The organism is Actinomadura sp. ATCC 39365 (assembly GCF_054392275.1).
In genome coordinates this window covers 8,167,629-8,192,209 of sequence record NZ_CP184335.1, presented here as the reverse complement: position 1 = coordinate 8,192,209, position 24,581 = coordinate 8,167,629, and the positions used below count along the sequence as shown (strand labels likewise).

The following is a 24,581-nucleotide window of genomic DNA, read 5'->3' as shown; positions in this document are numbered from 1 at the left end:
CTCCCGCTCAGGGTCCGGTATGAGTGAACAACGCCCAGACGAGCGGCGCGTACGGCATCCGCTCGCGCAGCTCCAGCACGGCCTCGTGGAGCGCTCGAGCCGTGCCGGACGGGTCCAGGCCGCCCTGCCCGTCGCCCAGCCGCCGGTAGACGCGGGCCGCGACGTCGGGCGCCGTGCCGTCCTCCAGCTGCCACTGCGCGCCGATCACGTGGCGGTACCCGGCCAGGTGCACGGCCGACGACAGCGTGATCGCCTCGTCGGAGAGCCGCTCGTCGCCGCGCGAGGTGTCGCAGCCGGACAGGAACGCCAGCCGCGCGTGGTCGGACAGGTCGAGCGCGGCCAGGTCGCGAACCGTCAGGGGCCCGTCCTGGAGCACCAGCCAGGCGTGAAACGGGCTGGCCGTGTCCTGCGCCCCGTGGCAGGCGAAGTGCGCCCAGGGGCTGGCCCGCAGCACGGTGAGCACGGCCTTGCGGGTGGCGCTCGCGCCGCGCAGCAGGCGGGCGCCGGGGAAGCAGCCGAGGAAGATCTCCTCCTCGCGGGCCGCGCCCGGCAGGTCGGCCGCGTCCGGCGTCACCGGCATGGACACGACCAGCGGCCGGCCGTCGGGCCGCGAGACGGGCGGCGGCAGCGCGCGGACGTGGGCCAGCGCGCGCACGGTCGGCGTGTAGGAGGACACCACGCGGTCCATCACCGTGCTCGGCCGGGCGTCGTGCCGGGTGCGGTGGTCGCCGGAGGCGTGCAGCGGCAGGAAGACCGCCGGCCCGGTCGGGCACCACCACACCCGCCGCGCGCCGGGCAGCCGGTCGAGCACCGGCTCGGTGATGGCGTCCCAGGTCCAGCGCAGGGTGTCCTGGACGGTCTGCCGGGCGGTCAGCCGTTCCTCGAACTCCTCCGCCGCACCGCCGAGCGCGTCGATCGCCTCGGTGAGTCCGGTCACCTGGGCCTCGGCCGCCTCCGCCGTCAGGCGGGGCAGCGGCACGACGGTCACCTCCCCGGCCTCGACGACGAGCGCGTCGCAGCGGTAGGGGCTGACGTTGACCACGACCACGGGGCCGTCCGAGGCGGCCGCCGCCAGCCGCCCGAAGTCCATCGACCGCTGGAAGTCCTCGAACCCCGGCTGCCGGCGGATCTCCGCCACCAGCGCGGCGCGCCGCCGGGCCGCGAGGTGCCGGCGGTCCATGTCGGCGGAGCGGGCGTCGAGCTCGGCATGGACCTCCGCGAGGCGCCCGGCCAGTTCGGGCAGCTCCCGGGCCAGCCGGTCCCGGTCGGCCCGGGCGTCGAGCGCCTGCGCCAGCAGCACGCCCCGGCCCTGCTCCAGCAGCTCGACGGCCAGGCGGGCGTCGCCGGTCTCCAGCGCGCAGGCGGCCGCGTCGCTCGCCGCCCCCTGGAACTCCGCCAGCAGCCGCTCCTGGTCGCCGCGGTTCAGGCCGCGCCAGGCCATCGCCTCCAGCAGCCGGACCATGATCGCGAACCCCTGCACGGCCAGCGCGAAATCCCGCCGGCCCGCGGCGAGCCGCCCCCAGAACCGGGCCGCGCCCGCGCGGGTGGTCGCCGGGGCCGCCTCGACGGCCGTGCTCTCGCGCAACGCCTCGATCGCCTCCGCACGCAGGCGCCGCGCGTCGGCCGGCTCGTCGTCGGCCCACCGGTCGAGCAGCAGGGCCAGCTGGTTGAGCACGCTGGCCCTGAGCGGCTGCCCGGGGGAGATCAGGTCCAGCGTCTCGCGCAGCAGGCGCACCGTCTCGGCGTACGGGGCCGGCTCGCCGGTGGCCTTGGCCCTCAGCGACAGGCTGAGGCCGAGCATCGAGAGCCACAGGGGATACTCGGCGTGCGTGACGGGCCCGGCGGCGACCGCGTCGCGCAACATGTCGACGGCCTCGTCGAGATCGTCGGCCACGTGGGCCGGCTGGGGGCCGCCCCGCATCTCGTGGACCATCCGCGCCAGCGCGTCGGCGTCGGCCGGCGCCGGGCTCTCGTCGCCCGCCAGCCGCAGGAGCAGGCGGGCGACCTTCCGCTCCTCGTCCGTCACCAGCGACGCCTCGGCCCGCGCGACCAGCGCCATCCCCAGGCTGGCCATCATGCCCGCCCGGCTCACGTGCGTCCGGCCGAGCCTGGCCAGGGCGGCGCGGAGCAGCTCGACCGCGTCCCCGGACGCCGCCGCCTGGTCGTGGACCATGAGCGCGTTGGCCAGGTTCCGGCTGGCCAGGCCGCTGTCCGGCGTCTCCTTCGGCACGGAGGCGACGGACTCGCGCAGGATCAGCCGCGCCTCCTCCAGCGCCGCCGTGTCGTCGTACTGGACGTAGCGGCGGAACAGGGCGCTGCCGAGGTTGGACAGGTAGGAGCCGCGCAGCGAGTGCTCGCGCGGGGTCAGCCGCACGCACTCGCGCAGCGCCTCGATCGCGTCGTCCAGGTCCTTCTCCACCCCGAGGTCCTCGAACCGGGCGAGCAGGGAGCCGCCCAGGTTGGCCCGGTAGAGCGCGGCGTCGTAGTGATGGTCGGGGGTGGCCCGCACCGCCTCGGAGTGCGCCCTGATCGCGGCGTCGATGTCCTGCTCGCGATGCCGGCGCTCGAAGGCGGCGTGCAGGGCGCTGCCGAGGCCGGTCAGGGCCATGCCGCGGTTGGCGTGGTCGGGCGGCGTCGCCGCCACCCCCTCCCGGCACAGCCGCAGGCACTCCTCCAGGTGCTCCTCGCGCCCGGTGATCCGGTACGCGATCAAGTAGGTGTTGGCGAGGTTGGCCAGGTGCAGGCCGCGCTCCGGGTCGCCCTCGGGCAGGCGCTCGACGCCCGCCAGGAGCAGGTCCTGGGTCGCCTGGAGGTCGGCGGCGGACCCCGTCGCCTGCATCCTGCGTCCCATCGCGGTGCCCAGCGCGGACAGCAGCTCGCCGTGCGCGGGGTGCCCGGCGGGCAGGCCGGCCAGGCTCGCCCGCATGGCCGCGATGACCTCGTCGAGCAGCGTGAGCCGGCCCGACATCATCGCGATGATCGAGGCGTGGTAGGCGATCTCGACCAGGTGGGCGGTCCGGAGGGCGTGCTCGGGCGGCAGCAGCGTCAGCTGCTCGCGGATGTGGGGGATGAGCCGGTCCGCCGTGAAGACCTGCTCCGAGACCTCGATGCCGTGGTCGAGCAGCCAGCCGAGCCCCGCCCTGATGCTGCGCCGCTCCAGCTCCGAAGCCGTGGGGAAGCGCCGCCGCACGATCTCCAGCAGGTCGCGCAGGCGCCGGTTGCGGCCGGGCAGGTCCGGTCGCCGGGCGAGCAGCATGGCCAGCTTTACCACCCGCGACAGGTAGTAGGTGTGGCCGGGGTCGGTCTCGGCCACCAGCCGGCTCAGGATCGCGTGGGTCTCGTCCTGGTACTCCCTGAGCCGCTCCGGGTCGAGCTCGGCCTGCCTCTCCAGCGCCAGGACCAGGTTGGCCATCGCCGAGTCGCGCAGCTCGGGATCCAGCTCCGGGCCGTCGCGCAGCTCGCGCAGCAGGGCGACCGCCTCCGCCAGCACTTCGCGGTTCTCCGCCGCCATGCTGTGGTCCGGGTGGTGCAGGTCGTAGGTGTTCAGCAGCGCCGCGGCGCGGCTCAGCCGGGCCACCGCCCCGGCGTCGGCGCCCCCGGCCAGCCGCACGACGTCACGGTGGGCGGTGAGCGAGTCCTCGATGTCCTCGATCCGTCCTATGTGGTCGAACCGCATCGACAGCCCGTCGCCGAGCGCCGACAGCCACTCCGCCCGTTCGGGATGGTCGTCGGGCAGCCGGTCGAGGGCGTCCCTGAGCGCCGCGAGCGCCTCGTCGAGCTGCTGGAGGTCCTGGCTCGACGGGTGCTCGCGGATGACCCACACCGCGTGCCGGGCGGCTCGGACGGCTCGGCTGCGTCGAAGCATCGGTGTCCTCCCGCCGGGGCCGGGCCGAGGCGATCCTCGTCGCATCGGGGCGCTCTCCTGCGCTTCGCTTTCCGCGACGCGGGTGTTACCGTCCGTCCGTCTTGCCGACGTCGCCGGGCGGGTGGTAGACACCGAGCCATGGCAGATCCGCCGGACGACGGCCGCGCGCTCGCGGCCCTGTGCGAGAGCCTCCCCGACTGGTCCGCATGGCCGGGTCGGAGGGATGGTCGGCCGAGCTCGACGAGGCCAGGCGCGCGCTGCGCGGCGGCGAGCGCCGCCCCCAGGAGATCGTCGACGACCTGAGCCGCATGCTCGGCCTCGACGTCCTGGCCCGCGGCAAGCCGGTCGTCCCCGCTCTGCCGACGGCCGGCGACCTGCCGCCGCCGCCCGGCGGGTACCGCTGCCCGCTGGGCCGCTGCCGGCGCGAGGCCCGGCCCGAGCCCGGCGGCGCGATACCGGCGTGCGACGTCTACGAGCTGCCGCTGGAATACGCGCCGGGATGACGGGGTTCCTGTCGAGCCTCGGGCAGAAGCTCGCCGAGCGCTGGCTGACCGTGCTCGTCCTGCCCGGCGCGCTGTTCGAGGGCGTGCTCTGGCTCGCCGCCGTCCTCGGCCACCGGCGCCCGTGGGACGTCCCGTTCCTGGCCGCCCGGGCCACCGCCCAGACCAGGGCCCTGGACGGCGAGCCCGTCGCGCAGGCGCTGCTGCTGGTCGCCCTCCTGCTAGGCGCGTTCGGGGCGGGGCTGGCCGCGAACGCGCTGGCGGGGCCGGTCGTGCGCTGCTGGTTCGCGCGGGGGCCGCGCCGACTGGCCCGCCCCCTGGTCGAACGCCGCAGGCGGCGCTGGGACGACGCCCACCGCGCCTACGAGTCGGCGACGGCGGCCGAGGGCGAGAGCACCGCGGACTTCGAGCGCCGCCGGGGCGAGCTGGCCGCGCGCCGCAACGCCATCGCGCTGGCCCGCCCGTTCCGGCCCACCTGGATGGGCGACCAGCTCGACGCCGTCGCCGTCCGCGTGCGCAACCGGTACGGCATCGACCTCGACGCCGCCTGGCCGCGCCTGTGGCTGGTCGTCCCCGACCACGCGCGGACCACGATCGGCGACGCCCGCGCCGCCCTGACCGGCGCCGCGACCACCGCCGCCTGGGGCGTGCTGTACCTGGCGGTCGCGGCGGTCACCCTGTGGTGGCCGGCGGCGCTGGTCGGCGTGGTGACGATCGCGGTCGGCCACCGCAGGGGGAGGTCGGCGACGGGCACGCTGGCCCAGGTGTGCGAGGCCACCGCCGACCTGTACGGGGCGGAGCTGGCCAGGGCGCTCAACGTGCCGCTCGCCGACGGCAAGGTGACCCAGCGCGTCGGCTTCACCATCACCGAGCTCCTCCGCAAGGGCGCCTGAGCCCGGCCGGCCCGCCGGCCGGGGGTGCGCCGCCGATCGCGACGTCGCCCTCCCCGGCGCACGAGAGATCATCCGGCGGCCACTGCTCGTGCCATCGCCCACGAGACGGCCTGGGGATCAGCATTGGGCGGCTCCCGGACGGCGATATCTGCCCGCACACCGGCTACGACCGCGCCCGCGGACGCCGCAAGGTCGAGGCGCGGGCGCGGCTGCGCAACGCGCTGCTTCCGTCGGTCCACTGAGTGGACCGAAGATTGCCCGTCGCCGTCCGTCACCAACACTATGGACCTGTCAAGGGGCGATTACTGTCTGTGACCGACCGAAGGTCGAGCGGTCGGACGGCAGGCGCTCCAGCCTGAAGGCCCGGCGTCCGACCGCCGTCGACGCGACACCCATATCCGGCGGCGGCGATCAGGCCGTTCACGAAGGGAAGACCACGATGAGCATCCGATCGGCGAGGGGCCTGTCACGAGCCCTGATCGCAGCGGCGGTGGCGGGCGCTGTGACGATGGCGCCGGGCCTGACCGGCACGAGCGGCGCCCTGGCCGCGGCCGACCCTACATGCGGGAGCTGGATCTCCAGTCTCGTCTTCCCCGGTCTGTCAGCCCGAGCCTGCATCTGGGGGCCGGTGCCGCCTGGAAGCAGGCCCAGACGGAGGTCTTCAACGGCACGGGTTTCTCGGTGGAGGTCGAGAACCTCACCGCCCGCCTGGAGTCTCTTCCCGCGGACGCCCGCTGCGTCAACATCAGCCTCCAGAACGGGCAGACGGCGTTCTGCGGCACCCGCAGCGTGCCCGACAACAACCCCTTCCAGTTCGACCGCGCTCTGGGCTCCGCCCAGGTCACAGATCTGGTCAGGCGGGAGCAGTTCTCCTTCGAGTCCCCCTTCGTGGGCTGAGCAGGGCTTCTCGCCGTTCGGCTCAGCCGGCACCGGCTCCGCTCATGCCCGCCTCGCAGCCGCCGTCATGGTGGGCAGGGGTGTGGCGCCCGTGGTCGCGGCTGCGGATGAGGGTCAGCACGACGACGACGGTGATGAGGGCCAGGCCCGCGGAGCTGTAGAGCACGGCCGACGCGCCGGAGGCGATGGCGTTGCTCAGAAGGTCTTCGACGGCGGCTCGGGCGGCGACGGGAGTGACGTCGAGGGCGCGCTGGATGTCGCCGTCGGCGGCGAGGACGGCCTCGCGGGATGCCGCGGGCAGGGACGGTCCGGTGGCGACGACACCGGCGATGCGAGTGGTGTAGACGGCCCCCAGGACGGCGGTGCCGATGCCGGCTCCGGCGGAGGCCAAGCCGGTGATCGTTCCGGCGACCATGCCGGCTCGCCGCTTGTCGGTGACGTTCATGGCGACGGCCATGACCGGTGCGCCGGCGATTCCGCCGCCGATCCCCCAGACGAGCAGGGGGATTGTCAGGAGCCAAGGGGTGACGGTCGGGGTGAACGCCAGTGCCAGCGCGGTGGCGCCCACCGCCTTGCACGCGTAGCCGCCTGCGATGACGTAGCCGGAGGGGAACCGGCTCAGGAGTTTTCCTCCGAGCATGCCCGCCGCCATCTGGGCGAGGAAGACGGGCGTCAGCAGCAGTCCGCTCTGTGTGGGGTTCAGGTGCAACGACCACTGAAAGTACTGCACGAAGTAGACCGTGCCGCCGATGGTCAGAACGCGGGAGACGAAGACCGCCAGGGCGGCGCCGGCGAAGGCGGGCCTGCGGAACAGGGCGACGTCCAGCGTGGGCGCACCGATCCGGCTCTGGAGGAGAAGGAAGGCCACGAACAGGACGACCGCGATCGCGAGCTGCGTCAGTGTCGCCGCCGATCCCCAGCCCTGGTCCTCTCCGCGCAGCAGGGCCAGGTTGATCAGGGCGAGTGAGGCGATCAGCAGTGCGGTGCCCGTCCAGTCGATCCGGCCCTGTCGGGCGGAGGCGGAGCCGTCGGGGGGAAGGATGCGCAGGCAGAGCACGAAGGCGACCGCGCCGATCGGGACGTTGATCAGGAAGATCGCGCGCCAGCCGAGCGTGTCGACGAGTGTGCCGCCCAGCAGGGGGGCGATCAGGCCGGCCGCGGTCGCCGCGCTTCCCCAGGTGGAGATGGCCATGTTGCGCCGTTCTCCGTCCAGGTGCTGGGAGAGCAGGGGGAGTGCGTTGACCATCAGGATGGCGCCGCCGATGCCCTGCGCGGCGCGAGCGAGGTCGAGCACCATGGTGGTCGGCGCCGCGCCGCAGACGATCGACGCGGCCGTGAACAGGGCGATGCCGAGCAGGTACATGCGGCGTCGGCCGATGCGGTCGGACAGGCTGCCGACGACCTGGGTCACCGCGCCCATGGTGATCATGTAGCTGATGATCACCCATTGGATGCCGGCGAGTGTTCCGCCGAGGTCGGCCTGAATCGCGGGCAGGCCGACGGTCACGATCGTCATGTCGATCACCACCAGCGCGGTGCCCGTGATGGCCAGGCCGAGAACGGCACGCCCCCGGGCGTCGGTCGAACGGGCGACCGTCGGCGGGGTCATCGGAGAGCTCCGGGAAGGTGTGCGGAGGTAAGGGTCACCTAAGGAGAGTGGCGCAGGCCGGAGGTTAAAGTCAACATAGTGTGAAACTCAAGGGCGGTATGCTCGGATGGTGCTCCACGATCCGGACCAGCCCGGCGCCTCCAGCCCTGATGCCACCAGCCCGGGCGGGCCGCGTCGCCGCCGGCGGCCGCTCACGCGCAAGGGCCGGCCGACCCTGACCAAGGACCTCATCGCCCAGACGATGCTCGACCTCGCGGGCGTTCACGGCTTCCGCGCGGTGACCATGCGACTGCTCGCCGAGCATCTCGGTGTGACTGTCCGGGCCCTGTACAACTACGCCGACGACCGCGGTGAGATCGTGGAGCGCGCGGTCGCGCTGTTCCTCGAGCAGTGGCCGGCGCCTCGTCTGGATCCCGGGAACTGGGAGCGCGGCATCAGGGAGTACGGCGCCGCCCTGCGCGCGGTCTACCGGCGCTACCCGCGGGCACTGCTGGTGTCGCTGGACGAGCAGCTCGGCGACGTGGCAATCCACCAAGACCGCCTGATCCACACCGACGCCTTCCTGGGCATGCTGCGTGACATCGGGCTGGGTGTCGCGGAGGCGCAGATCGTGCACCGCGATCTGACGCTGCGGCTCTTCGGGTTCGTGCTGCTCGTGGACCATCGTCAGGACCAGGGGGAGTCGGTCATGGAGCACACTCCCGTCCCGCCGCTCTGGTTGCGGGCACATCCCGACCTGGCCGTTCCGCACCTTCGCGAAGCGGCCGCCGCCGCTCCCGTGATGACGGTGGACGAGGCGTTCGAGCACGTCATGCACGGGGTGATCGTCATCGTGCGCGACCTGCTGGCTCCTGCCGGGGAGCTTCACATGGAGGTCGCAGACCAGGTCGAGGTCTTCCGCAGCGCGGGCCCAGGGACGGGCGGGGGAAGTGCCGGCATCACGTCCAGGCCGCCCGTCCGGTAGGGGACGTCGAGAACCGCCACACCGTGGCGATCCGGATGGGCCTCGTCGTCGTGGAGGCCCCGGAGCCCGTCCAGAGGGAGCTGGCCGAACCGGCCACCCAGCTCACAGCGCCGTACCAGGACGGGTGACCCCCGTCAGGAGGGTGCGGTGCGCCGCAGGAAGGCCGAGATCTCGTACGCGACGACGTCCGGCCGCTCCAGGCCGCACAGGTGGCCGAGCTCCTGCAGCAGGACCGCGCGGCTTCCGGGGATGCGCCGCACGTCGTCAAGCTGCTTCGCCTGGTCCACCACGACGTCCTTCCCGCCCAGGAGGTAGCAGGTCGGTACGCGCATCCCGGGCAGCTCGTCGGCCTGGCTGGTCAGCGCGCCGCCGGCCAGCCAGCCGTGCCACATCCGTTCGGTGACGGTCAGCATGCTGCTCGTCAGGCCCGATGTCCTGGACGGGTCCACGGAGATCGCCGCCACCGCGTGCGTGAGAGCCTCGACGTCGCCGTACGCGGCGTCGAAGCCGGCGATCATCGCGTCCTCGGCCGTCGTCCCCCCGGCGTTCCACGGGACGACGCCGATCAGGGCGCGTACCTCGTCCGGGTGGTCGAGCGCGATCCGCACCGCGATCGCGCCGCCGAGGGAGTAGCCGACGAGGCAGTAGTCGTCGGCGCCCGCCTCTTTGATCGCCTCGTGCAGGATCGCCGCGAGCGAGGGCAGCCGTCCGTCCGCGGGCGCGCGTACGGACCGGGCGTGTCCGGGCAGGTCGAAGATCAGGACGCGGAACCCGTCAAGGTGCCGCGCGATCCCGGCCATGAGATCGGCCGAGGCGCCGAACCCCGGCAGCATGACAACTGTCGACGGGCCCTGTCCGTGTTCTTCCCAGTGGATGCCGGAGCTGGTGTGCGGCATGGCGATCTCCCTTGGTCGGACGAAGGTCAACGGTGTGCGTGGCGGGCGGCGAAGGCCAGGAGGAGCGCGGCGGTCCGCGGCGGATCCTCCATGATGGGCGAGTGCCCGACACCGGGCAGCACCTCGACCGTCGCGCCTGGGACGGCGCGGTATTCGGCGGCGGAGGAGGAGCGCCACCTGCGGTCGTCGGCGCCGAAGATCACCAGCAGCGGCTTGCCGAGGGGGATCAGCCGGTCAGGGAGCGCGCGTCGGTTCACGTAGTCGTCGCCGTCCTGCGAGGTCGCGACGAAGGCGTGGTAGGTCATCTCGCGCGCGTCGTCCACGACCGCCTGTGGGACCTCGTAGCCTGGGCGGCTGAACGCGCTGCTCGCGGCGTCGCGGATCAGGCTGTCGGTTCGGAGCCGCCACAGCAGCTGCCCGATGACGGGCTTGTCCAGGAGCCCGCCGACGAAGCCGGTTGAGACGGCGGCGTTCAGGCGCGGTGCCGTGTCGATGATCGCGAGCGCGGACACCAGGTCGGGGCGCTGCTCGGCGAGGGCGGTGGCGACCGCGCCGCCGGTGGAGTGCCCGACCACCACGGCGTGCCTGACGCCGAGCCGGTCCATGACCTGGCCGACCCGGCGTCCCTGCTCCGGCATGCCGTAGCCGCCGTCGGCCGGTTTGGCCGACCGGCCGTGTCCCAGCAGGTCGAGCCTGATGACGCGGTAGGACCCGGCCAGCAGCGGGACGAGGGCGTCCCACGAGCGGGTCGAGGCGGCGAGCCCGTGGATCAGCACGAGCGCCGGGGCGTCGGAGGGGCCGTCCTGGCGCACGTGGACGTTCCCGCCGTCGAGCGGCAGGGTCGGGCTTCCGCCGGCGCTCTGGCGGGTCACCACCGCCGCGTTGGCCAGCAGCGATCCGGCGATGACGAGAAGGACGGCCGCGGCGATCAGGAGGCGCCGCCGGCGCCGTGTCAGCCTCCGGGGCGGAAGGCTGCGGCGAGTGGCGCGATGGAGAGTGGTCATGGACCCACGGTCGCCGCCGGCGCGCGCGGGTGTCTTGAACGAATGTCCTCAGGCGCGGGAGGGCGTGCTGCCGGGACAGGCGGTGCGAACGCGCTCAGGCGGGCGAGGGCGCGCTGCCGGGCCAGGCGATGTCGTCGACCGCGAGGAACGGCTCGGCGGCGACGGTGGCGGGGGTCGCGCCGGTGAACGCCATGACGTCCCGATGCAGATGGGACTGGTCGGCGTAGCCGGTGTCGGCCGCCACCCGGGCCGCGGCCACGCCCGCGACCAGCCGGTGGGCGGCGTGGTCGAAGCGGACCAGCTTCTCGGCCTGCTTGGGTGCCAGGCCGAGCTGCGACCGGAACCGCGACCACAGCCGCTTACGACTCCACCCGACCTCGGCCGCGAGCCCATCGACCCTGGCCCGACCCCGGCTTCCGACGATGCGCCGCCAGGCCCAGGCGACCTCCTGGTCCACCGGCGGCTCCGCCTCGTGCCGGCGGGCGAGCAGCGCGTCGACCAGGGCGAAGCGATCCTGCCACGACGGGACGCCGCCCAGCCGCTCACGGATCCGTGACGCCTCTCGCCCCCACAGGTCCTCCAGGGACACGACGGCGTCTCCGAGGTCGGCGGGCGAGACGCCCAGTACCGCGCGGGCGATCAGCGGCGACAGGCGTACCTGCACGCACTCGACGTTCTCACCCCAGACCCGGACCGAGCCGCCGAATCCGAGCCCGGGCCCGGCGACCATGCTGCCGCGCTGCCGCCGCCCGCCGTCACGGTCAAGGACGGGCGAAGCGGCGCCGAACTCCACCAGCAGCGTCATGGCCGGATGGGGGACCATCCGGAGCGCGTCCAGGTCACGGACGCGGAACCCGGCCATGGTGACACCGGCCACCCGGCTTGGCCGCGAAGGGCACGCGACGTCCCACACGGCCGTATCGCGCACGAATGTCCGCATCGTCCCATGCTAGCCAGCCGACTCGTGGGAACATTCGTCCAATCCAGCGGCGTGCACCGGCGGCGACAGTGAGTGCATGACGACAAGGATTCTCATCTCCGGAGCCGGCGTCGCCGGCCCGGTCCTGGCCTACTGGCTCACCAGGCACGGCTTCGAGGTCACCGTCGTGGAACGGGCCCCGAGCCTGCGCAAGACGGGCGCGCACGCGGTCGACCTGTTCCGGCCCGCGATGGACATCTCGGAGAAGATGGGCGTGCTCGCGCGCGTCGAGGAGCGGGCCACCGGCACCAGCCGGATGAGCGTCCACCAGGAGGGCGCGCGGCGTCCCGTCCGGGTGGACCTCTCCAAGATCTTCGGCGCCGCCTCCGGCCGGCACGTCGAGATCATGCGCGACGACCTGAGCGAGATCTACCACGATGCCACCCGCGACGACGTCGAGTACGTCTTCGGCGAGTCGATCACCGCCATCTCGCCCGACGGCGAGGTGCGGTTCGAGAACGCCGCGCCGCGCCGCTTCGACCTCGTCGTCGGCGCGGACGGGCTGCACTCGAACGTGCGCCGCCTCGTGTTCGGGGACACGTCCGGCGCCTTCATCGGGGCCTACTTCGGGGTGCTGACCCTGCCGAACGTCTCCGGCCTCGACGGCGAGCTCGTCATGCACGTCGGCGTCGGCCGTACCGTCGGGGTCTACGGCGCGCGTCACCTCGACGGGGCGCGGGCGTTGTTCCTGTTCCGGAGCGCGTACGAGCTGGACTGCCATCACCACGACGTGCCCCGTCAGAAGAAGCTGCTGCGCGAGGCGTTCGACGGTATGCACCCGGCCGTGGACGGCTGGCTGGACGAGCTGGACCGCAGCCCGGCGTTCTACTTCGACTCGATCAGCCAGCTCCGCATGGACTCCTGGTCGCGGGGGAGGGTGACGCTCGTGGGCGACGCGGGCTACAGCCCCGGCCCGGCCGTCGGCGGCAGTACCAGCTTGGCCGTGGTCGGCGCGTACGTCCTCGCCGGGGAGCTGGCGCGGGCGGGCGGCGACCACGAGCGCGCCTTCCCCGCCTACGAGCGGGCGATGGCCGAGCACGTGCGCGGCAGCCGCGAGGCCGCGCTCAGCGCGGCGAAGACCCTGATTCCCACCTCACGACTGGGGGTGGCGGGACTGGCGCAGGGAGCTCGCCTGATCTCCGGCCTGCCGTCCGGGATCGGCCGCGCCCTCCTCCGCCTCACCACGAAGAGCGCGCGCCTCCACAACTCCATGACCGTCGAGGACTACTCGTTCCCTCCATCACGGGCCCCGCTCGCGTAGGCGCATATGACGGCAGGGACACAGTCCAATCCGTTCACAAAGAGGGGGAGCTTCGGGATCGTGGTGGGGACCCTTTCGGGGGCGAGAAGGGAGTCCGCAGGAATCAGCGGTAGCGCACCGAGCTCATGCGGTGGTGGCTCGCTTCCGGCGGCGTAGGGGATCGCGGTTGGCGACACGCTTCGACGCTGGGCCGCACGTAGCGCTCCAGGGAGCGTACGGAGGCGTGTCGGGAGCGGGCCAAGAGGGTTGGGGCGTTGGTGCCGTCCTCGCACCGCCGAGACGGGCTTGGACTTCCAATCGCCCTGACCTCAGCCTCAAGGCTCTCTAAGGGCACAGTGCAGAGGTCAGCAGGGTCATGGCCGCCTGATGAGGGTCGCCGGAGAACGGGGTGATCGACAATGTGACCTGTCGCGAACCGTCGGCTGAGTTGAACGCCACCGTGAGGTAGCCCGGGGCACCGCCGCCGTGGCCGAACGCAGTGCCGCAGGGAAGAGGCGCCAGCTCCAGCCCCAGCCCGTACCCCCCGGTCGTGCCGGGATCCTGCATCTCCTTCAGCAGGCCGGGGCGGAGCAGCTTGCCCTGGAACAGGGCGCGGTAGAACCGGTTGATGTCCCCGGTGGTGGAGATGATCTCGCCCGCCGCGCCGGCCATCGTGGGATTGAACCGTGTGACGTCAACGGGGACGACCTTGCCGGCCCTGGTGACCGGCACATATGCGTGGGCGTGCGGGCCGTACACCTCCGGTGAGGCTCCCGGCACGCGGGTGTGCCGCAGGCCGAGCGGCCGCAGGATCCGCTCCCTGATCTCTGTCGCGTACGGCCTGCCGGTGACCCTCTCGATCAGCATGCCGAGCACGATGTAGTTGGTGTTGGAGTACCTGAACTGGGACCCGGGTGGGAAGTCGCGCGGGAGCTTTTCCGCTCTTTCCACCAGTTCGCGTGCCGACCAGGTGCGGTAGCGCTCCTTGGGGATGCCCGCCTCGTCCATCATGTCCGTCGAGTACTCGGGAAGGCCGCTGGTGTTCTGGAGGAGGTGCCTGATCGTGATGTCGGCGCCCCCGTCCACGAGCTCCGGCAGCCACTGCTCCACACTGTCGGACAGGTGCAGCCTTCCCTCTCCCACCAGTTGCAGCACCGCGGTCGCCGTGAAGGACTTGGTCACGCTCCCGGCCCGGAAGCGCCCGTCCACCGGGGCCGGCCGGGCGTTGTCGATCTTCGCCTTGCCGCTGGCGGCTCGCCAGGTCCTGTCCCCGTCGCGAACCTCGGCGATCGCGGCGACCGCACCGCCTGCGACGACCTTGTCCAGCATCGCCTGCAAACTCGGCCGACCGCTCGGGCTCGCGTCTGCCGCCGCGGTGGCGGTCACGGCAGGCGTTGCCGCCAACGACACGGTCAAGCACGCCACGACGGCCGCGCTGATGCGTCTTCCCTTCACGTTGCTCCTCCGATTCACGGAGTCCGGCTCTCGGTCTCCGCCGTATCAAGATCCGACACGAGAGGGCGGTACGGCGTCGGAGTTGTCCCCTACGGAAACCCTGGTTCCACACCGACGATCTCCGACTTGGGAAGGACGCCTGTGCCGGCCTTCAGGCCAACCTCACAGCCCTTCGCCTGGAGCCGGGCGATCAGAAGAGAGTCGGCGGCCGTCCGTGAAAGCATCGAGGCACTTCGGGCAAGAAAGGGCGACCATCGTTCACTTGACCCAGCGGAGACGCCTGCATGGCCGTTCCACCTGACCTGGCCGACCCACCCGATCTACGGGTGGACTTCGAGCAGATCTTCAATGCGCACTTCTCCGAGATCCACCGCTACATCGTCAGGAGGTTGTCCGACGACGTCGCTGACGACCTGGCCGCCGAGGTGTTCCTGGCGGCCTATCGGGGTGGCTATGACGCCTCGCGCGGCGGGGTGCGTCCGTGGCTGTACGGCATCGCCACCCACCTCATCGCACGGCACCGCCGTACCGAGATCCGTAGATGGAAGGCGCTCAGCCGGACGGCTGAGCGCGCCGGGCACAGTCCCGAGCACAGTCCCGAGGACGCAGCCCTGGCCCGCGTGGCCGCAGGCCGGCTGACCGGCAAGCTGGCGGGGGCGCTGGCCGGGCTCAATCGTGGGGACCGCGACGTGGTGCTGCTGAGCGTGCTGGGCGACCTCAGCCACGCCGAGGTCGCCGCCGCCCTGGGGGTCCCGGCGGGGACGGTGGCCTCCCGGCTCAGCCGCGCTCGCAAGCAACTCCGCAAGGCACTCGGCGACGTCAACCCGTTGGAGGAGACCCATGGATGAGCTGAGACTCCTGGCGAGAGCGCTGCCTGACGCGCCGCCGCCCTCGGCGGAGGTGGTCGAGAAGGCCCGCCTCCGACTTGCCGCCGCCCAGCGCAAGCCGGTACGGCCAGGTAGGGCGAATCGGCGGGGCCTCGCCTGGGGATGGACTCTGGGAGCGGCCGCGACAACGATCGCCGTCGTCATGGCCGTCGTCACGCTGGTGTCGAACATGACCGCTGTTCCCGCAACGATGCTCGCGCCCCCGGCCGGCAACGATACCCTGCTCCGGCTGGCGGACCAGATCGCGAAACTGCCGGACGAACGCGGCGACTACTGGCGCAGGCCGCTACTCAACAATGGGCTGATGAGGGTCCGGGCGGGCGGCGAAACGTTCAACGTCCTGTCCTCGTCACGAATCGACCTCTGGCAACCGCGCGACCCCGGCGACCCCGTTCAAGCGGAGCAGCGGCAGCAGTTCGTCCGTCCTGCCACAGCGGCCGACGAGCGTGCGTGGCGAGCGGCGGGTTCTCCGGTCACGGTCCAGCGCGTGTGCACGCCGGGCGGCATGCCGGACACCTGCGCGAGAGTCCAGTTGCGGTCCAAGCCCTCACAGTGTGTTTACACGCGCGCGGCCGAGCCGGGCGGCGTGCTCGGTGACAGACGGCTGGGTGAACTCACGCTGGCCGACCTCGCGGCGCTGCCCGGCGACGCCGAGCGACTCCGGGAGAAACTGCGAACCTACTGGAAGACCCGAAAGGACGGCCAGCCCAAGGAGAGCTTCGAAGAATTCCTCTCCACCTCCTCCCACCTGCTGGAGCTCCCGGTCAAGCCCTCGGTCAGGGCAGCCACCCTGCGTCTCCTCGCCGGCCTGCCGACGACCAAGGTGCGCGGCCCGATCACCGACCCTCTGGGACGGAAGGGAATCGAGGTCACCTTCACAAAGAGCGAGGGCTTCACCGCCGGATTCGGTTCCGATGGCGAGGTGGCGCAGCGGTACACCACCATCCTCGACCCGCGGACCGGCACCGTCTTGGCGGTGGACGTCGCGATCGCCGTCGAGAGCACGGAGGGGCTCACCAAGGGGACGTTCATCGACTATCAGGCATGGGCACCTGAGGCGGGCTGGACCAGCGAACGCCCCGAGCGGCCGCGCGGCTGCCGGCTCAGCGACCGTCCGCTCCCGTGACGGGACGCCCCGGGCACGCACGCTCACCACCCTCCTTTCCATCAGAGCCTGCGGGCGGCGAAATCGCGTCCGGCTTGTCAGCGCGCAAGCGGCTTTGCCGGAGACTCCCGAGGACAAGCGGCGAGGCAGCAGGCGAGCCTCCAGGGCGCAGTCGCTCATACCGGGGTGGGAACAGGCTGTCCTCCCGCTGCGCCGCGCCCGCCTGCCTGCGTGCGACCAGGCCGGACAGGTCGGCGCGCAGAGCGTCGATGGCCTCGACCACCAGCTGGTGGTTGTCCACACGTCGCGGGATCGGGAGCGGCAGTCTCCTTGCCCGGGGGCGGGCAGGAGTCCGCCGGCGGCACTGGCCCCGATGACGTCTGGTCAGGCCGCCAACGCGGCGATGATCTTGTCTGCCAGGCGCTGCGTGCGCTCCGGGCTGGGCGGGGCCTGACTGATGTTGACGCCCCAGTAGAGAGGCCCGGCCAGCAGGTCCAGGCCGAGTTCGATGTCGATGTCGGCAGGAAGTTCGCCGCGCTCGATGGCGCGGTACAGGATCGCCGCGACCTTGTTGCGGCGCGCGCCGCCCACCTGTTCCCGCAGGACCACTGCCACCTCGGGAGAGCGGGTTGCCTCGGCGAACATGTCGGGCACGATTCGGGCGACCAGAGGGTGGCGCAGCGCCTGGTCGGTGATCGTCAGGAAGGCCAGCACGTCGCCGCGGAGCGTCCCGGTGTCGGGTGTGTCGGCTGCCCGGACGGCGACTTGGGTGATCAAGTCCATGACCATGGCCTGCTTGGAGCTCCAGCGGCGGTAGACGGCCGTCTTGCCGACCCCGGCCCGGCGCGCTACGGACTCGATGGACAGTCGGCCGTACCCGGTCTCGGCCAGTTCGGCGAATGCGGCGGTGGCGATGGCGTCCGTGACGTCCTGCTGCAGGACGGCCGCTCCGGCTGGTTTGCGCGTCATGAGCCTATCTTAGCGATGCGACGCAACGGTTGCGTTCTATCGTTGGGTTCCACTAGCGTCGATACGGCAACGTTTCGACGTGAGGAGTGACGTCATGAAGTTCCTCTTTGAGGATGAGTCGTTCTCCTTTGAGGCGCTACGCACCGCGTGCTTCGCCACCTATGGCGGCGCCGATCTGGGGGAGGTTCTGGTGACCGCGCGCGCCATAGGTGACGGGGACGAGGCCGCCTGGCATCGCGAGTGGAAGAACACAGCCGGACGCGTGCACGAGCTCGGCAACCGCTCACTCGCAGCCGGGCACCGGGTCAGCGCCCGGGAGGCGCTGCTGCGGGCGTCGAACTACTACCGCACCGCGGAGTTCTATCTGCGCGACAACCCGTTCGACGACCCCGACGCCAAGGAGCTGTCGGCGCTGGCCCGCGACACCTTCGCCACCGCGGCCGGCCTGATGGACACCCCGGTCGAGGCGGTGGCGATTCCCTACGCGGACACGACGCTGCCCGGCTGTCTGTTCCTCGTCGACGACTCCGGGAGACCGCGTCCGACGGTGGTCTTCACCAGCGGCTTCGACTCGATCCTGGAAGAGGCCTACTTCGCCGTGGCCGCCGCGGCGCTGCGGCGAGGCTACAACTGCCTGGCCTACGACGGCCCTGGGCAGGGTGCGGCGCTGCGCGAGCAGCGCCTGTTCTTCCGCCCCGACTGGGAAAGCGTGCTCACCCCCGTACTCGATCACGCCCTGACTCGCCCGGAGATCGACCCCACCCGCATCGCCCTGCACGGCTACAGCTTCGGCGGTCTACTGGTCGCCCGCGCCGCCGCCCATGAGCACCGGGCCGCCGCACTGATCCTGGACGACGGCATCTACAGCTACTTCGAGGCCACCACCCGGCTCATCCCGCCGTTCCTGCTCCAGTGGATGCTGGAGGGCCGGGACGAAGAAGCCGAGCGGGTGCTGTCGCTGATGCTGCCCCGCAACACCGCGTTGCGCTGGGCCCTGCGCAACGGAGTCTGGACCTTCGGCGCCGACTCTCCCTCCGACTATGTACGCCGCTCCCGCCCCTACACCCTCGACGGGCTCGCCCACCAGGTCACCACCCCGGCCCTGATCTTCGACCCGGACAACGACGCCACCTTCAAGGGCGAACCTCAGCGGCTGCACCAGGCGCTGACCAGCCCGAGCACCCTCATCACCTTCCCCGAGGCGGAAGGGGCCGGCGAGCACTGCAGCTACGGCGGGCGCGCCACGCTCCACCAGCACCTGTTCGACTGGCTCGACGACACCCTCGCCATCGCCTGAACCCCGAGCGGAGACCACCACCATGACCACCGTGATCGATCAGATCGACCGTGCCCTCGACATGACCGCCGCCGTCGTCAAGGGCATCACCGACGCGCGGCTCACCGACCCCACCCCCTGCCCGGAATGGGATGTCCGCACCGAACTCAACCACTTGGTCGGCGGGATGCGCATCTTCGCGGCCGAACTGTCCGGCGCCGACCCCGGCGGCGCCCACGAAGACGACTGGCTGGGCAGCGACCCGCACGCAGCCTTCGTCACCGCCGCCGAACTGGATCGCACCGCCTGGCATCGCCCGGAGGCCCTGAACACGACCGTCCGCTTGGGGTTCGGCGCCGTCCCCGGGCCGATGGCCGCGCTCGTCCACCTCACTGAGGTTCTGGTGCACGGCGCAGACCTGGCCGTGGCCACCGAGCAGGAACATCTCCTCGACCAGCCTGCCTGCGATCACCTGCTCGCGATCATGCGCGAGATGGACTTCGCAGCCTTCCGCCGTCCCGCCATGTTCGGCCCCGAGCGCGAGATCCACGCCGACGCCCCTGCCCACCAGCGGCTACTGGCCTTCCTCGGCCGCGATCTGCGCAGCGCGGATGCCGCTGCTTCGGAGCGGGCGCCGCAAGCGGCACGGAACATGTCCTGACTCCTGCTGCCGGTGGTGGCGGGTCGGAGAACGTAGAGCGATCTGGTCGCGGCAACCGGATCTGCGGCCTGGCCTGGCCGGGCCGGCAGGTAGGGCGGCGCGGCACGTTCGGCCGCCGCCCGACGACTTGGGGGATGCTCCTACTCGTCGGCGTTTCCGGGACCGGGCGAGCGGCTGCCCCGGGCGGCGGTCCCAAGCGGTCCGAGGTCAGTTCGCCAAGGGGAGCAGCACGTTGCTCGGGCCGAGGTCGATGGTCACGGACTTGGCGGCCGGGTCGGTGGTGACGTAGTCCTTGTCGTTCGCGACGATCACGATCCCGATGCGATGGCCGGCCGGGAAGACGTAGTCCGTGGCGTGCAGGCGCCAGCTGACGGTGTACGCCTGGCCGGGACGGACGGCCCTCGGACGGGTCACGGAGTCGCGGTTCTTGACGTCGATGGAACCACGCGTGACGACCGGGAGCTTGGTCGGCTTGCCTCGCGGGGAGGGGGCGAACAAGTCGGCGCTCTCCGGCTGGGCCGCCGTCGCTTGCGGAGCCGCCGGGCCGTGGTCGACCAGGAGGGCCGTCAGCGGAGTGCTGGTCGACGTGCTCGTCATGCGTACGCTCACCTCTGCCGTACCGGAGAGGTGTGTGGGCCGGGTCAGGGGAGCCGTGAGGTAGGCGAGCCGGTAGGGTGCGCCGACCGACGGGTCGGCGATCATTTGCGCTTCGTACCGCGTGGGGTCGTCGGTGAAGGTTTGGGTCGCGCTCGTGGCGGGCGTGTCCGCGAGGGTGCCCACAGCCGACGAATCGGCCGGACCGAACCACATGCGAACCGGCCGGGAATCGGGATGAGGCCAGCTGGCGGCGGTCTGCCAGGAGTTGTCCGATTGCTGGACGGTCACCCGCGGCTCTCGCATGATTCCGTTGTCGAGGTCGTAAAGCCAGTGGTCCATCCAGCGGTGCAGGGTCTCCTGCCAGTAGCCGGCGCCGGTGACGAGCGGGTCCTCGTGTCCGCCGTTGTGCAGCCAGAGCTTGCGCGGCACGTCGTTGTCCTCGAGCCGCTGCCACCATTCGGCGAACTGGCGACCACGAACCTTCGTGTCGTTCAGCCCCTGCGCCGGCAGGACGGAGGCCCGTACGCGAGAAGCATGCCGCCGGTAGTTCCGTTCGGCCCAGAAGGGGGTGTAGTCGGCGGTGTCGTCGGCCGCGTCATCCCCCAGCTTCGTCAGAACGTCCCCGCACTTGGTCTTGGCGCTTTCGCTGATGACCCGGTTCGCCTGGTACTCCGGGTAGCGGTCGCCGAGCGAACCGCCATAGGCGATCCCCTGGTCTCGCGCGTAGTCGTACCAGCTGGAGATGGCTCCTTCCGGAACGATGGTCCTGAGCCCCTTCACCCCCTGGGCGGCGGCCGCCTCGGCGAGGGTGCCGTCGTAGGAGAGACCGATCATGCCCACGGCGCCGGTGCTCCAGTCGGCGACCACCGCGCGCCCGTTCGCATCGGTGGCACGTGCCCGGCCGTTGAGCCAGTCGACAGCCGCGGTCGCGCTGAGGACGTCCTCACGGCCACCGGTCGTCGGGCATCCTTCCGATGCGCCCGTGCCCTGCACCTCGACCTCCACCGCGGCGTAACCCCGTGGCACGAAGTACTCGTCGTACCAGTCGTTGAACACTCCCGGGTCGGGCACCGCCGATTGTGCCTCCCGGCCCGAGTAGGGCGTCGCCTTCAGGATCGTGGCGACCCTCATCCCGTTCAGGGTCTCCGCAGGGCGCATCACGGCCACGGCGACCCGGTCGCGGCGGCCGTCGCGATCACTGTCCATCGGCGTCTCGACGTACACCGTCTCGCGCACCGCCTCCGTGTACGAAAAGGCGGGCTGGGTCTGCCCGTTCCGCACAAGGAGGGTCGGCGCGGCCGACGCCGGCGCCGCGGGCAGGACGGAGACTAAGGCGAACACCGTCATGCCGAGTCCCGCGACCTGGCGCGTAGTACTGGCAGGGCAAGCCAAGCCCTTGGTGGTCGGACGGGTGTGCGGTCGTGCAGCAGCCGGCTGGGCTGTTCGGCCAGTGCCTCCTCCGGGTCGAGCGGCAGGCGGTCCGCCACCGTCGGATCAGAGCAGCTGGAACACAACGACCGCAACTAGCTTTACCACACCGCCTACCGTCGCCTACGACTGGGACGGCGCCGCGCCCTGTCACAGGTCGTCGTCATAAACGGCCACCGTCAGCGTTCCAGGGCGCCGCAGGTACTCGGGGATGGACGTCTCCAGCCGGACTCTGATCGTTGTCGTCTTCTCACCGCGCGGCCGTTTGCCAATGTGGACGTACCCGGCCAAGCGGGTGGTCGGCGGGGCGGAGCAGGGGAGGGGGCTTTGGTGCAAGCGCCCGTTCACCCACATCTTGTTGCTGAGCCGCTCGGTGAGGCCGTCCCCGCAGTAGGTGACGATGGCCAGTCCGCGGCCCCGGTTCCGCACGGTGAGCGTCACCTCGCGGGTGCCGGGCCAGGTGGCGCTGCCCTTGGTGACCAGGTTGAGGTTCTCCCCGATCTTGGCGGGCGGTTCGACCGGGCGCGAGGCGGTCCTCATCGTGGCCGGCGGGGTCCACTCGTACACGCCGAACCGCCATTTCCCCGGAGGTGTGCGCCCGAGGTCGCGCTTGACGGTGAATCTCACCGTCCGCGTCCCGGCGGGGAGGGGCTGCATGTCGACCGCTTCGCCCCGCTCGCACGAGTTCATCAGAAAGGGCGCCGGTGACAGCGTGTAACTCTTGTCCAGGCCCGGTACCCACGCGCTGACAGGCGGTGGCGCTGCCTTGGGGTGTGGGCAGTCGGGCAGGATGGCCACCGGCTTGCCGCTCACCTTCACCTGGAACGTCGTCGATTCCTCGCGTGATGGGTCGAAGGTCGCCGTGGCTAGCCTGCGGTAGACGGTGCCGTCGGACTCCTCGTACTGGATCGGGAGCTTGTCGGTCACTTTCGCGGTGGTCGGCTGATCGACTTGCGCCGGCCCGCGCAGGCTGACGATCGTTCCCGCGGTGACGACCGCGGCGGCGCAAGTGACAGCGACAGCGACGGCCGACAACCGGCGCCGCCGTGCGCCGCGCGTCCTGGCCCGCAGCGAGTGCCACGGGATCGGGCGGTCGAGCGCCGGGCTGCTGCGCTCGTCCAGCAGGCCGCGGAGTTCTCCCTGGTCGATATGCATCGCGCTACCCCCTCCTGTCGTACGCGAACGACTCGTCCACCCGAAGCTTGGCCAGCGCCCTGCTCGCCTGGCTTTTGACCGTCCCGACGCTGCAGCCGAGCGTCGCAGCGGTCTGGACCTCGGTCAGGTCCTCGAAGAACCGCAGCACGACGACGGCCCGTTGCCGGGCAGGCAAGCGGCCGAGCGCCTGCCAGACCAGTTCGCGGTCGTCGGCCTGTCCCATGTGGTCGGCCGCCTGCGCCCGGTCGGGCGGCGACTCGCTGGTCAGCTCGGCCTTTCTCCAGCGCCGCCGCCACCAGGAGACGTGCAGGTTCACGATGATCTTCCGGACGTACGCCTCACGCTCGTCGCCCAGGCGTGGCCAGGCCTGCCACGCCTTCAGCAGCGCCGTCTGCACCAGGTCCTCGGCCGCTCCCCAGTCGCGGGCGAGCAGGTAGGCGGTGCGGAGCAGCCGGTGCCACGACGCCTCGACGAACGCGTCGTACTCCGATCTATCCGCCATGTACGGTCCTTCCTCAGGCGACAGTCACCCGTCCTTACGCCGCCGGAAGTACAGAAGGTTGCTCAGCTTCTTGCACTCTTGTGCAGTGGGTGTTCGTTGCCCGTGAACCCTGGAAGCTCGATTGGGACACGGTCACACGCGGCTTGGGACAGAGGGCCGGTTACCGGGCTGGGCGGGTGATCAGCACTTCTATGCCGTCCAGCAGGAGGTCGAGGCCGAACCGGAAGTCGGCGTCCTCCGTCCAGCCGGTGGAGTCCCTGAGCAGGCCGGAGCGCATCATGGCCGACAGTGCCGGGTACGTCGCGGGGTCCAGGACCTCGGTGAGTATCTCGCCGTACTCGGCGGCTCCCTTGGCCCTGGCCGCGAGCTCATCGCCGCCGGCGCCGAGCGAGTGCGTGAGTGTGGCGTTGGTGAGGGCGTAGCCGGTCAGGGCCGTGGCGGCGTTGAACTTCTGGCCGTCGTCCAGCCCGGTACCGGACAGCGCGTCCAGGGCCCGGTCGAGCCAGAGCAGTCGCCGCGGGCCCATGGGCGGGGTGCTCTGGCGCAGGTCCAACAGCCAGGGCCGGGACAGCAGGAGGTCGCGGGTGAGCCGGGTCCACGTGGCGAGGTAGTCGCGCCAGGGCAGGTTCCCGCGTTCGGGTGGTGGGGGCACGGCGCTGTCCGCCATGACGGTCAGGAGTTCGTCCTTGTTGCCGACGTACCGGTAGAGCGCCATCGGAGCGACGCCCACCTGGGCGGCTACGTTGCTCATGGAGACGGCGGCCAGCCCCTCGGCGTCGGCGATCTCGATGGCGGCCGTCGTGATCGTGGCCAGGTCCAGGCGCGGCCTCGGGCCTCTGCGCGTGGTGGGTTCGCGGTCCCACATCCGCGCCACGACGGGTGGCAGCTCTGCCATCGAACATCCTCTCGTGCGGTCGGAATCTGTGTACGTCATATAGCCTAATAGTCGTGTATGTCATACAGAGTAGACCGTACATAATGAAGGAGGCGGCATGGAGATCCGTACGTTCGCGCCGAGCGACCGCGCCGAGCTGCGCGAGCTGTTCGAGCGCGCGGGCGAGGGCGCTCCCACGGCGTCGCTGTGGGGGCACGTGGACTCGGAGGCGGCCGTCTACCTGGACCCCTACATGGAGCTGGAGCCGGACTCGCTCTTCGTCGCCGTCGCCGGGGGCGCCCTGGTGGGCTACCTGACGGGATGCCTCGACAGTGCGAGGTTCCCGGGCGAGGGCGAGCGCATGGAGCAGGCGATGCGGACCTACCGGCTGGTCTTCCGGCCCGGGCCCGCGGCCTTCTTCGCGCGCAGCCTGGCCGATCTGGCGTGGGCCGCGGTCCGCAGGCAGCCCGGCGTCGGCGAGTTCGCCGACGCCAGGTGGCCCGCGCACCTGCACATCAACGTGGCACCCGAAGCGCGAGGGACCGGCGCCGCCGACGGGCTGATGAGCCGCTGGCTCGACCGGCTCAGGCAGGCCGGATCCCCTGGCTGCCACCTGCAGACCCTGGTCGAGAACACCCGGGCGGTGCGGTTCTTTGCGCGCATGGGCTTCGCCGAGCACGGCCCGGCACCACTGGTGCCCGGCCTCCGGCACGACGGCCGGCGGGTCCACCAGCGGACGATGATCTGGAACGCCGGCCGCGCTGCCGAGGAGGCCGGAGCGCCGACGTCCGCCGAACGTCAATAGGTCTTGAGGCTCGCCTTGCT

At 71.6% G+C, this 24,581-nt stretch carries 21 protein-coding genes; 10 read left to right on the top strand and 11 right to left on the bottom strand.

The genetic code is table 11. The features are described 5' to 3' along the window. Positions 1 to 7: 7 nt before the first annotated feature. Positions 8 to 3,865: a CHAT domain-containing protein gene (locus tag ACNF49_RS39590; protein ID WP_482940894.1), complete on the bottom strand. Its 3,858-nt coding sequence runs from the start codon at positions 3,863 to 3,865 to the stop codon at positions 8 to 10. Between the two features lie 206 nt (positions 3,866 to 4,071). Here ACNF49_RS39590 and ACNF49_RS39585 point away from each other — a divergent pair, with 206 nt between their 5' ends. The 3 genes from ACNF49_RS39585 to ACNF49_RS39575 all read left to right on the top strand — a co-directional run bounded on the left by ACNF49_RS39585 (position 4,072) and on the right by ACNF49_RS39575 (position 6,155). After that, the gene (locus ACNF49_RS39585; RefSeq protein WP_482940893.1) at positions 4,072 to 4,368 is read left to right on the top strand and encodes a hypothetical protein; all 297 of its coding nucleotides are present in this window, start codon (positions 4,072 to 4,074) and stop codon (positions 4,366 to 4,368) included. Further along, positions 4,365 to 5,258: a hypothetical protein gene (locus ACNF49_RS39580; RefSeq protein ID WP_357971396.1), complete on the top strand. Its 894-nt coding sequence runs from the start codon at positions 4,365 to 4,367 to the stop codon at positions 5,256 to 5,258. The genes ACNF49_RS39585 and ACNF49_RS39580 overlap by 4 nt, the downstream gene beginning before the upstream one ends. Before the next feature lie 561 nt (positions 5,259 to 5,819). Then, positions 5,820 to 6,155, top strand: coding sequence for a hypothetical protein (locus ACNF49_RS39575; protein ID WP_482940892.1), 336 nt, complete (start codon positions 5,820 to 5,822; stop codon positions 6,153 to 6,155). A 22-nt stretch (positions 6,156 to 6,177) separates the two neighbouring features. On the opposite strand, the gene ACNF49_RS39570 is transcribed toward ACNF49_RS39575, so the two are convergent. Continuing rightward, entirely contained in the window at positions 6,178 to 7,764 is a 1,587-nt protein-coding gene (locus tag ACNF49_RS39570; protein WP_482940891.1) for an MFS transporter, read from the bottom strand. A 109-nt stretch (positions 7,765 to 7,873) separates the two neighbouring features. Between ACNF49_RS39570 and ACNF49_RS39565 the strand changes: the two genes are divergently transcribed. Continuing rightward, the gene (locus ACNF49_RS39565) at positions 7,874 to 8,728 is read left to right on the top strand and encodes a TetR/AcrR family transcriptional regulator (RefSeq protein WP_498703301.1); all 855 of its coding nucleotides are present in this window, start codon (positions 7,874 to 7,876) and stop codon (positions 8,726 to 8,728) included. Positions 8,729 to 8,862: 134 nt separating this feature from the next. Here ACNF49_RS39565 and ACNF49_RS39560 read toward each other — a convergent pair whose 3' ends face one another. The 3 genes from ACNF49_RS39560 to ACNF49_RS39550 all read right to left on the bottom strand — a co-directional run bounded on the left by ACNF49_RS39560 (position 8,863) and on the right by ACNF49_RS39550 (position 11,568). Continuing rightward, on the bottom strand, positions 8,863 to 9,624 hold the full coding sequence (locus ACNF49_RS39560) for an alpha/beta fold hydrolase (RefSeq protein WP_482940889.1): 762 nt from the start codon (positions 9,622 to 9,624) through the stop codon (positions 8,863 to 8,865). A 26-nt stretch (positions 9,625 to 9,650) separates the two neighbouring features. Beyond that, entirely contained in the window at positions 9,651 to 10,628 is a 978-nt protein-coding gene (locus ACNF49_RS39555) for an alpha/beta fold hydrolase (RefSeq protein WP_482940888.1), read from the bottom strand. Positions 10,629 to 10,722: 94 nt separating this feature from the next. Next, on the bottom strand, positions 10,723 to 11,568 hold the full coding sequence (locus ACNF49_RS39550; RefSeq protein ID WP_482940887.1) for an AraC family transcriptional regulator: 846 nt from the start codon (positions 11,566 to 11,568) through the stop codon (positions 10,723 to 10,725). A 76-nt stretch (positions 11,569 to 11,644) separates the two neighbouring features. On the opposite strand from ACNF49_RS39550, the gene ACNF49_RS39545 reads away from it, so the two are divergent. Then, positions 11,645 to 12,868 carry an FAD-dependent monooxygenase gene (locus ACNF49_RS39545; RefSeq protein ID WP_482940886.1) on the top strand — a complete coding sequence of 408 codons (1,224 nt, stop codon included), beginning with the start codon at positions 11,645 to 11,647 and terminating at the stop codon, positions 12,866 to 12,868. Between the two features lie 324 nt (positions 12,869 to 13,192). Here the strand turns inward: ACNF49_RS39545 and ACNF49_RS39540 are convergent, their stop codons facing one another. Then, positions 13,193 to 14,176, bottom strand: a complete 984-nt coding sequence (locus ACNF49_RS39540) for a serine hydrolase domain-containing protein (RefSeq protein WP_357971389.1) — start codon at positions 14,174 to 14,176, stop codon at positions 13,193 to 13,195. A 410-nt stretch (positions 14,177 to 14,586) separates the two neighbouring features. Between ACNF49_RS39540 and ACNF49_RS39535 the strand changes: the two genes are divergently transcribed. Continuing rightward, positions 14,587 to 15,150 carry an RNA polymerase sigma factor gene (locus ACNF49_RS39535; protein WP_482940885.1) on the top strand — a complete coding sequence of 188 codons (564 nt, stop codon included), beginning with the start codon at positions 14,587 to 14,589 and terminating at the stop codon, positions 15,148 to 15,150. A gap of 181 nt (positions 15,151 to 15,331) precedes the next feature. Continuing rightward, complete coding sequence (locus ACNF49_RS39530) at positions 15,332 to 16,315, top strand: hypothetical protein (RefSeq protein ID WP_482940884.1); 984 nt, start codon at positions 15,332 to 15,334, stop codon at positions 16,313 to 16,315. Positions 16,316 to 16,678: 363 nt separating this feature from the next. Here the strand turns inward: ACNF49_RS39530 and ACNF49_RS39525 are convergent, their stop codons facing one another. After that, complete coding sequence (locus ACNF49_RS39525) at positions 16,679 to 17,263, bottom strand: TetR/AcrR family transcriptional regulator (protein WP_482940883.1); 585 nt, start codon at positions 17,261 to 17,263, stop codon at positions 16,679 to 16,681. 94 nt (positions 17,264 to 17,357) lie between these two features. Between ACNF49_RS39525 and ACNF49_RS39520 the strand changes: the two genes are divergently transcribed. Further along, positions 17,358 to 18,560, top strand: a complete 1,203-nt coding sequence (locus ACNF49_RS39520; RefSeq protein ID WP_482940882.1) for an alpha/beta hydrolase family protein — start codon at positions 17,358 to 17,360, stop codon at positions 18,558 to 18,560. A gap of 22 nt (positions 18,561 to 18,582) precedes the next feature. Next, entirely contained in the window at positions 18,583 to 19,200 is a 618-nt protein-coding gene (locus ACNF49_RS39515; protein WP_482940881.1) for a TIGR03086 family metal-binding protein, read from the top strand. Between the two features lie 207 nt (positions 19,201 to 19,407). Here the strand turns inward: ACNF49_RS39515 and ACNF49_RS39510 are convergent, their stop codons facing one another. The 4 genes from ACNF49_RS39510 to ACNF49_RS39495 form a co-directional block, all read right to left on the bottom strand. Beyond that, a complete protein-coding gene (locus tag ACNF49_RS39510) occupies positions 19,408 to 21,144 on the bottom strand; it encodes a CocE/NonD family hydrolase (RefSeq protein WP_482940880.1) in 1,737 nt (578 codons plus the stop codon). Between the two features lie 231 nt (positions 21,145 to 21,375). Continuing rightward, positions 21,376 to 22,380 carry a hypothetical protein gene (locus ACNF49_RS39505; protein ID WP_482940879.1) on the bottom strand — a complete coding sequence of 335 codons (1,005 nt, stop codon included), beginning with the start codon at positions 22,378 to 22,380 and terminating at the stop codon, positions 21,376 to 21,378. A 4-nt stretch (positions 22,381 to 22,384) separates the two neighbouring features. Continuing rightward, entirely contained in the window at positions 22,385 to 22,882 is a 498-nt protein-coding gene (locus tag ACNF49_RS39500) for a SigE family RNA polymerase sigma factor (RefSeq protein WP_482940878.1), read from the bottom strand. A gap of 160 nt (positions 22,883 to 23,042) precedes the next feature. Continuing rightward, entirely contained in the window at positions 23,043 to 23,777 is a 735-nt protein-coding gene (locus tag ACNF49_RS39495) for a TetR/AcrR family transcriptional regulator (protein ID WP_482940877.1), read from the bottom strand. A 97-nt stretch (positions 23,778 to 23,874) separates the two neighbouring features. Between ACNF49_RS39495 and ACNF49_RS39490 the strand changes: the two genes are divergently transcribed. Beyond that, positions 23,875 to 24,561: a GNAT family N-acetyltransferase gene (locus ACNF49_RS39490; RefSeq protein WP_482940876.1), complete on the top strand. Its 687-nt coding sequence runs from the start codon at positions 23,875 to 23,877 to the stop codon at positions 24,559 to 24,561. The last annotated feature ends 20 nt before the right edge of the window (positions 24,562 to 24,581 follow it).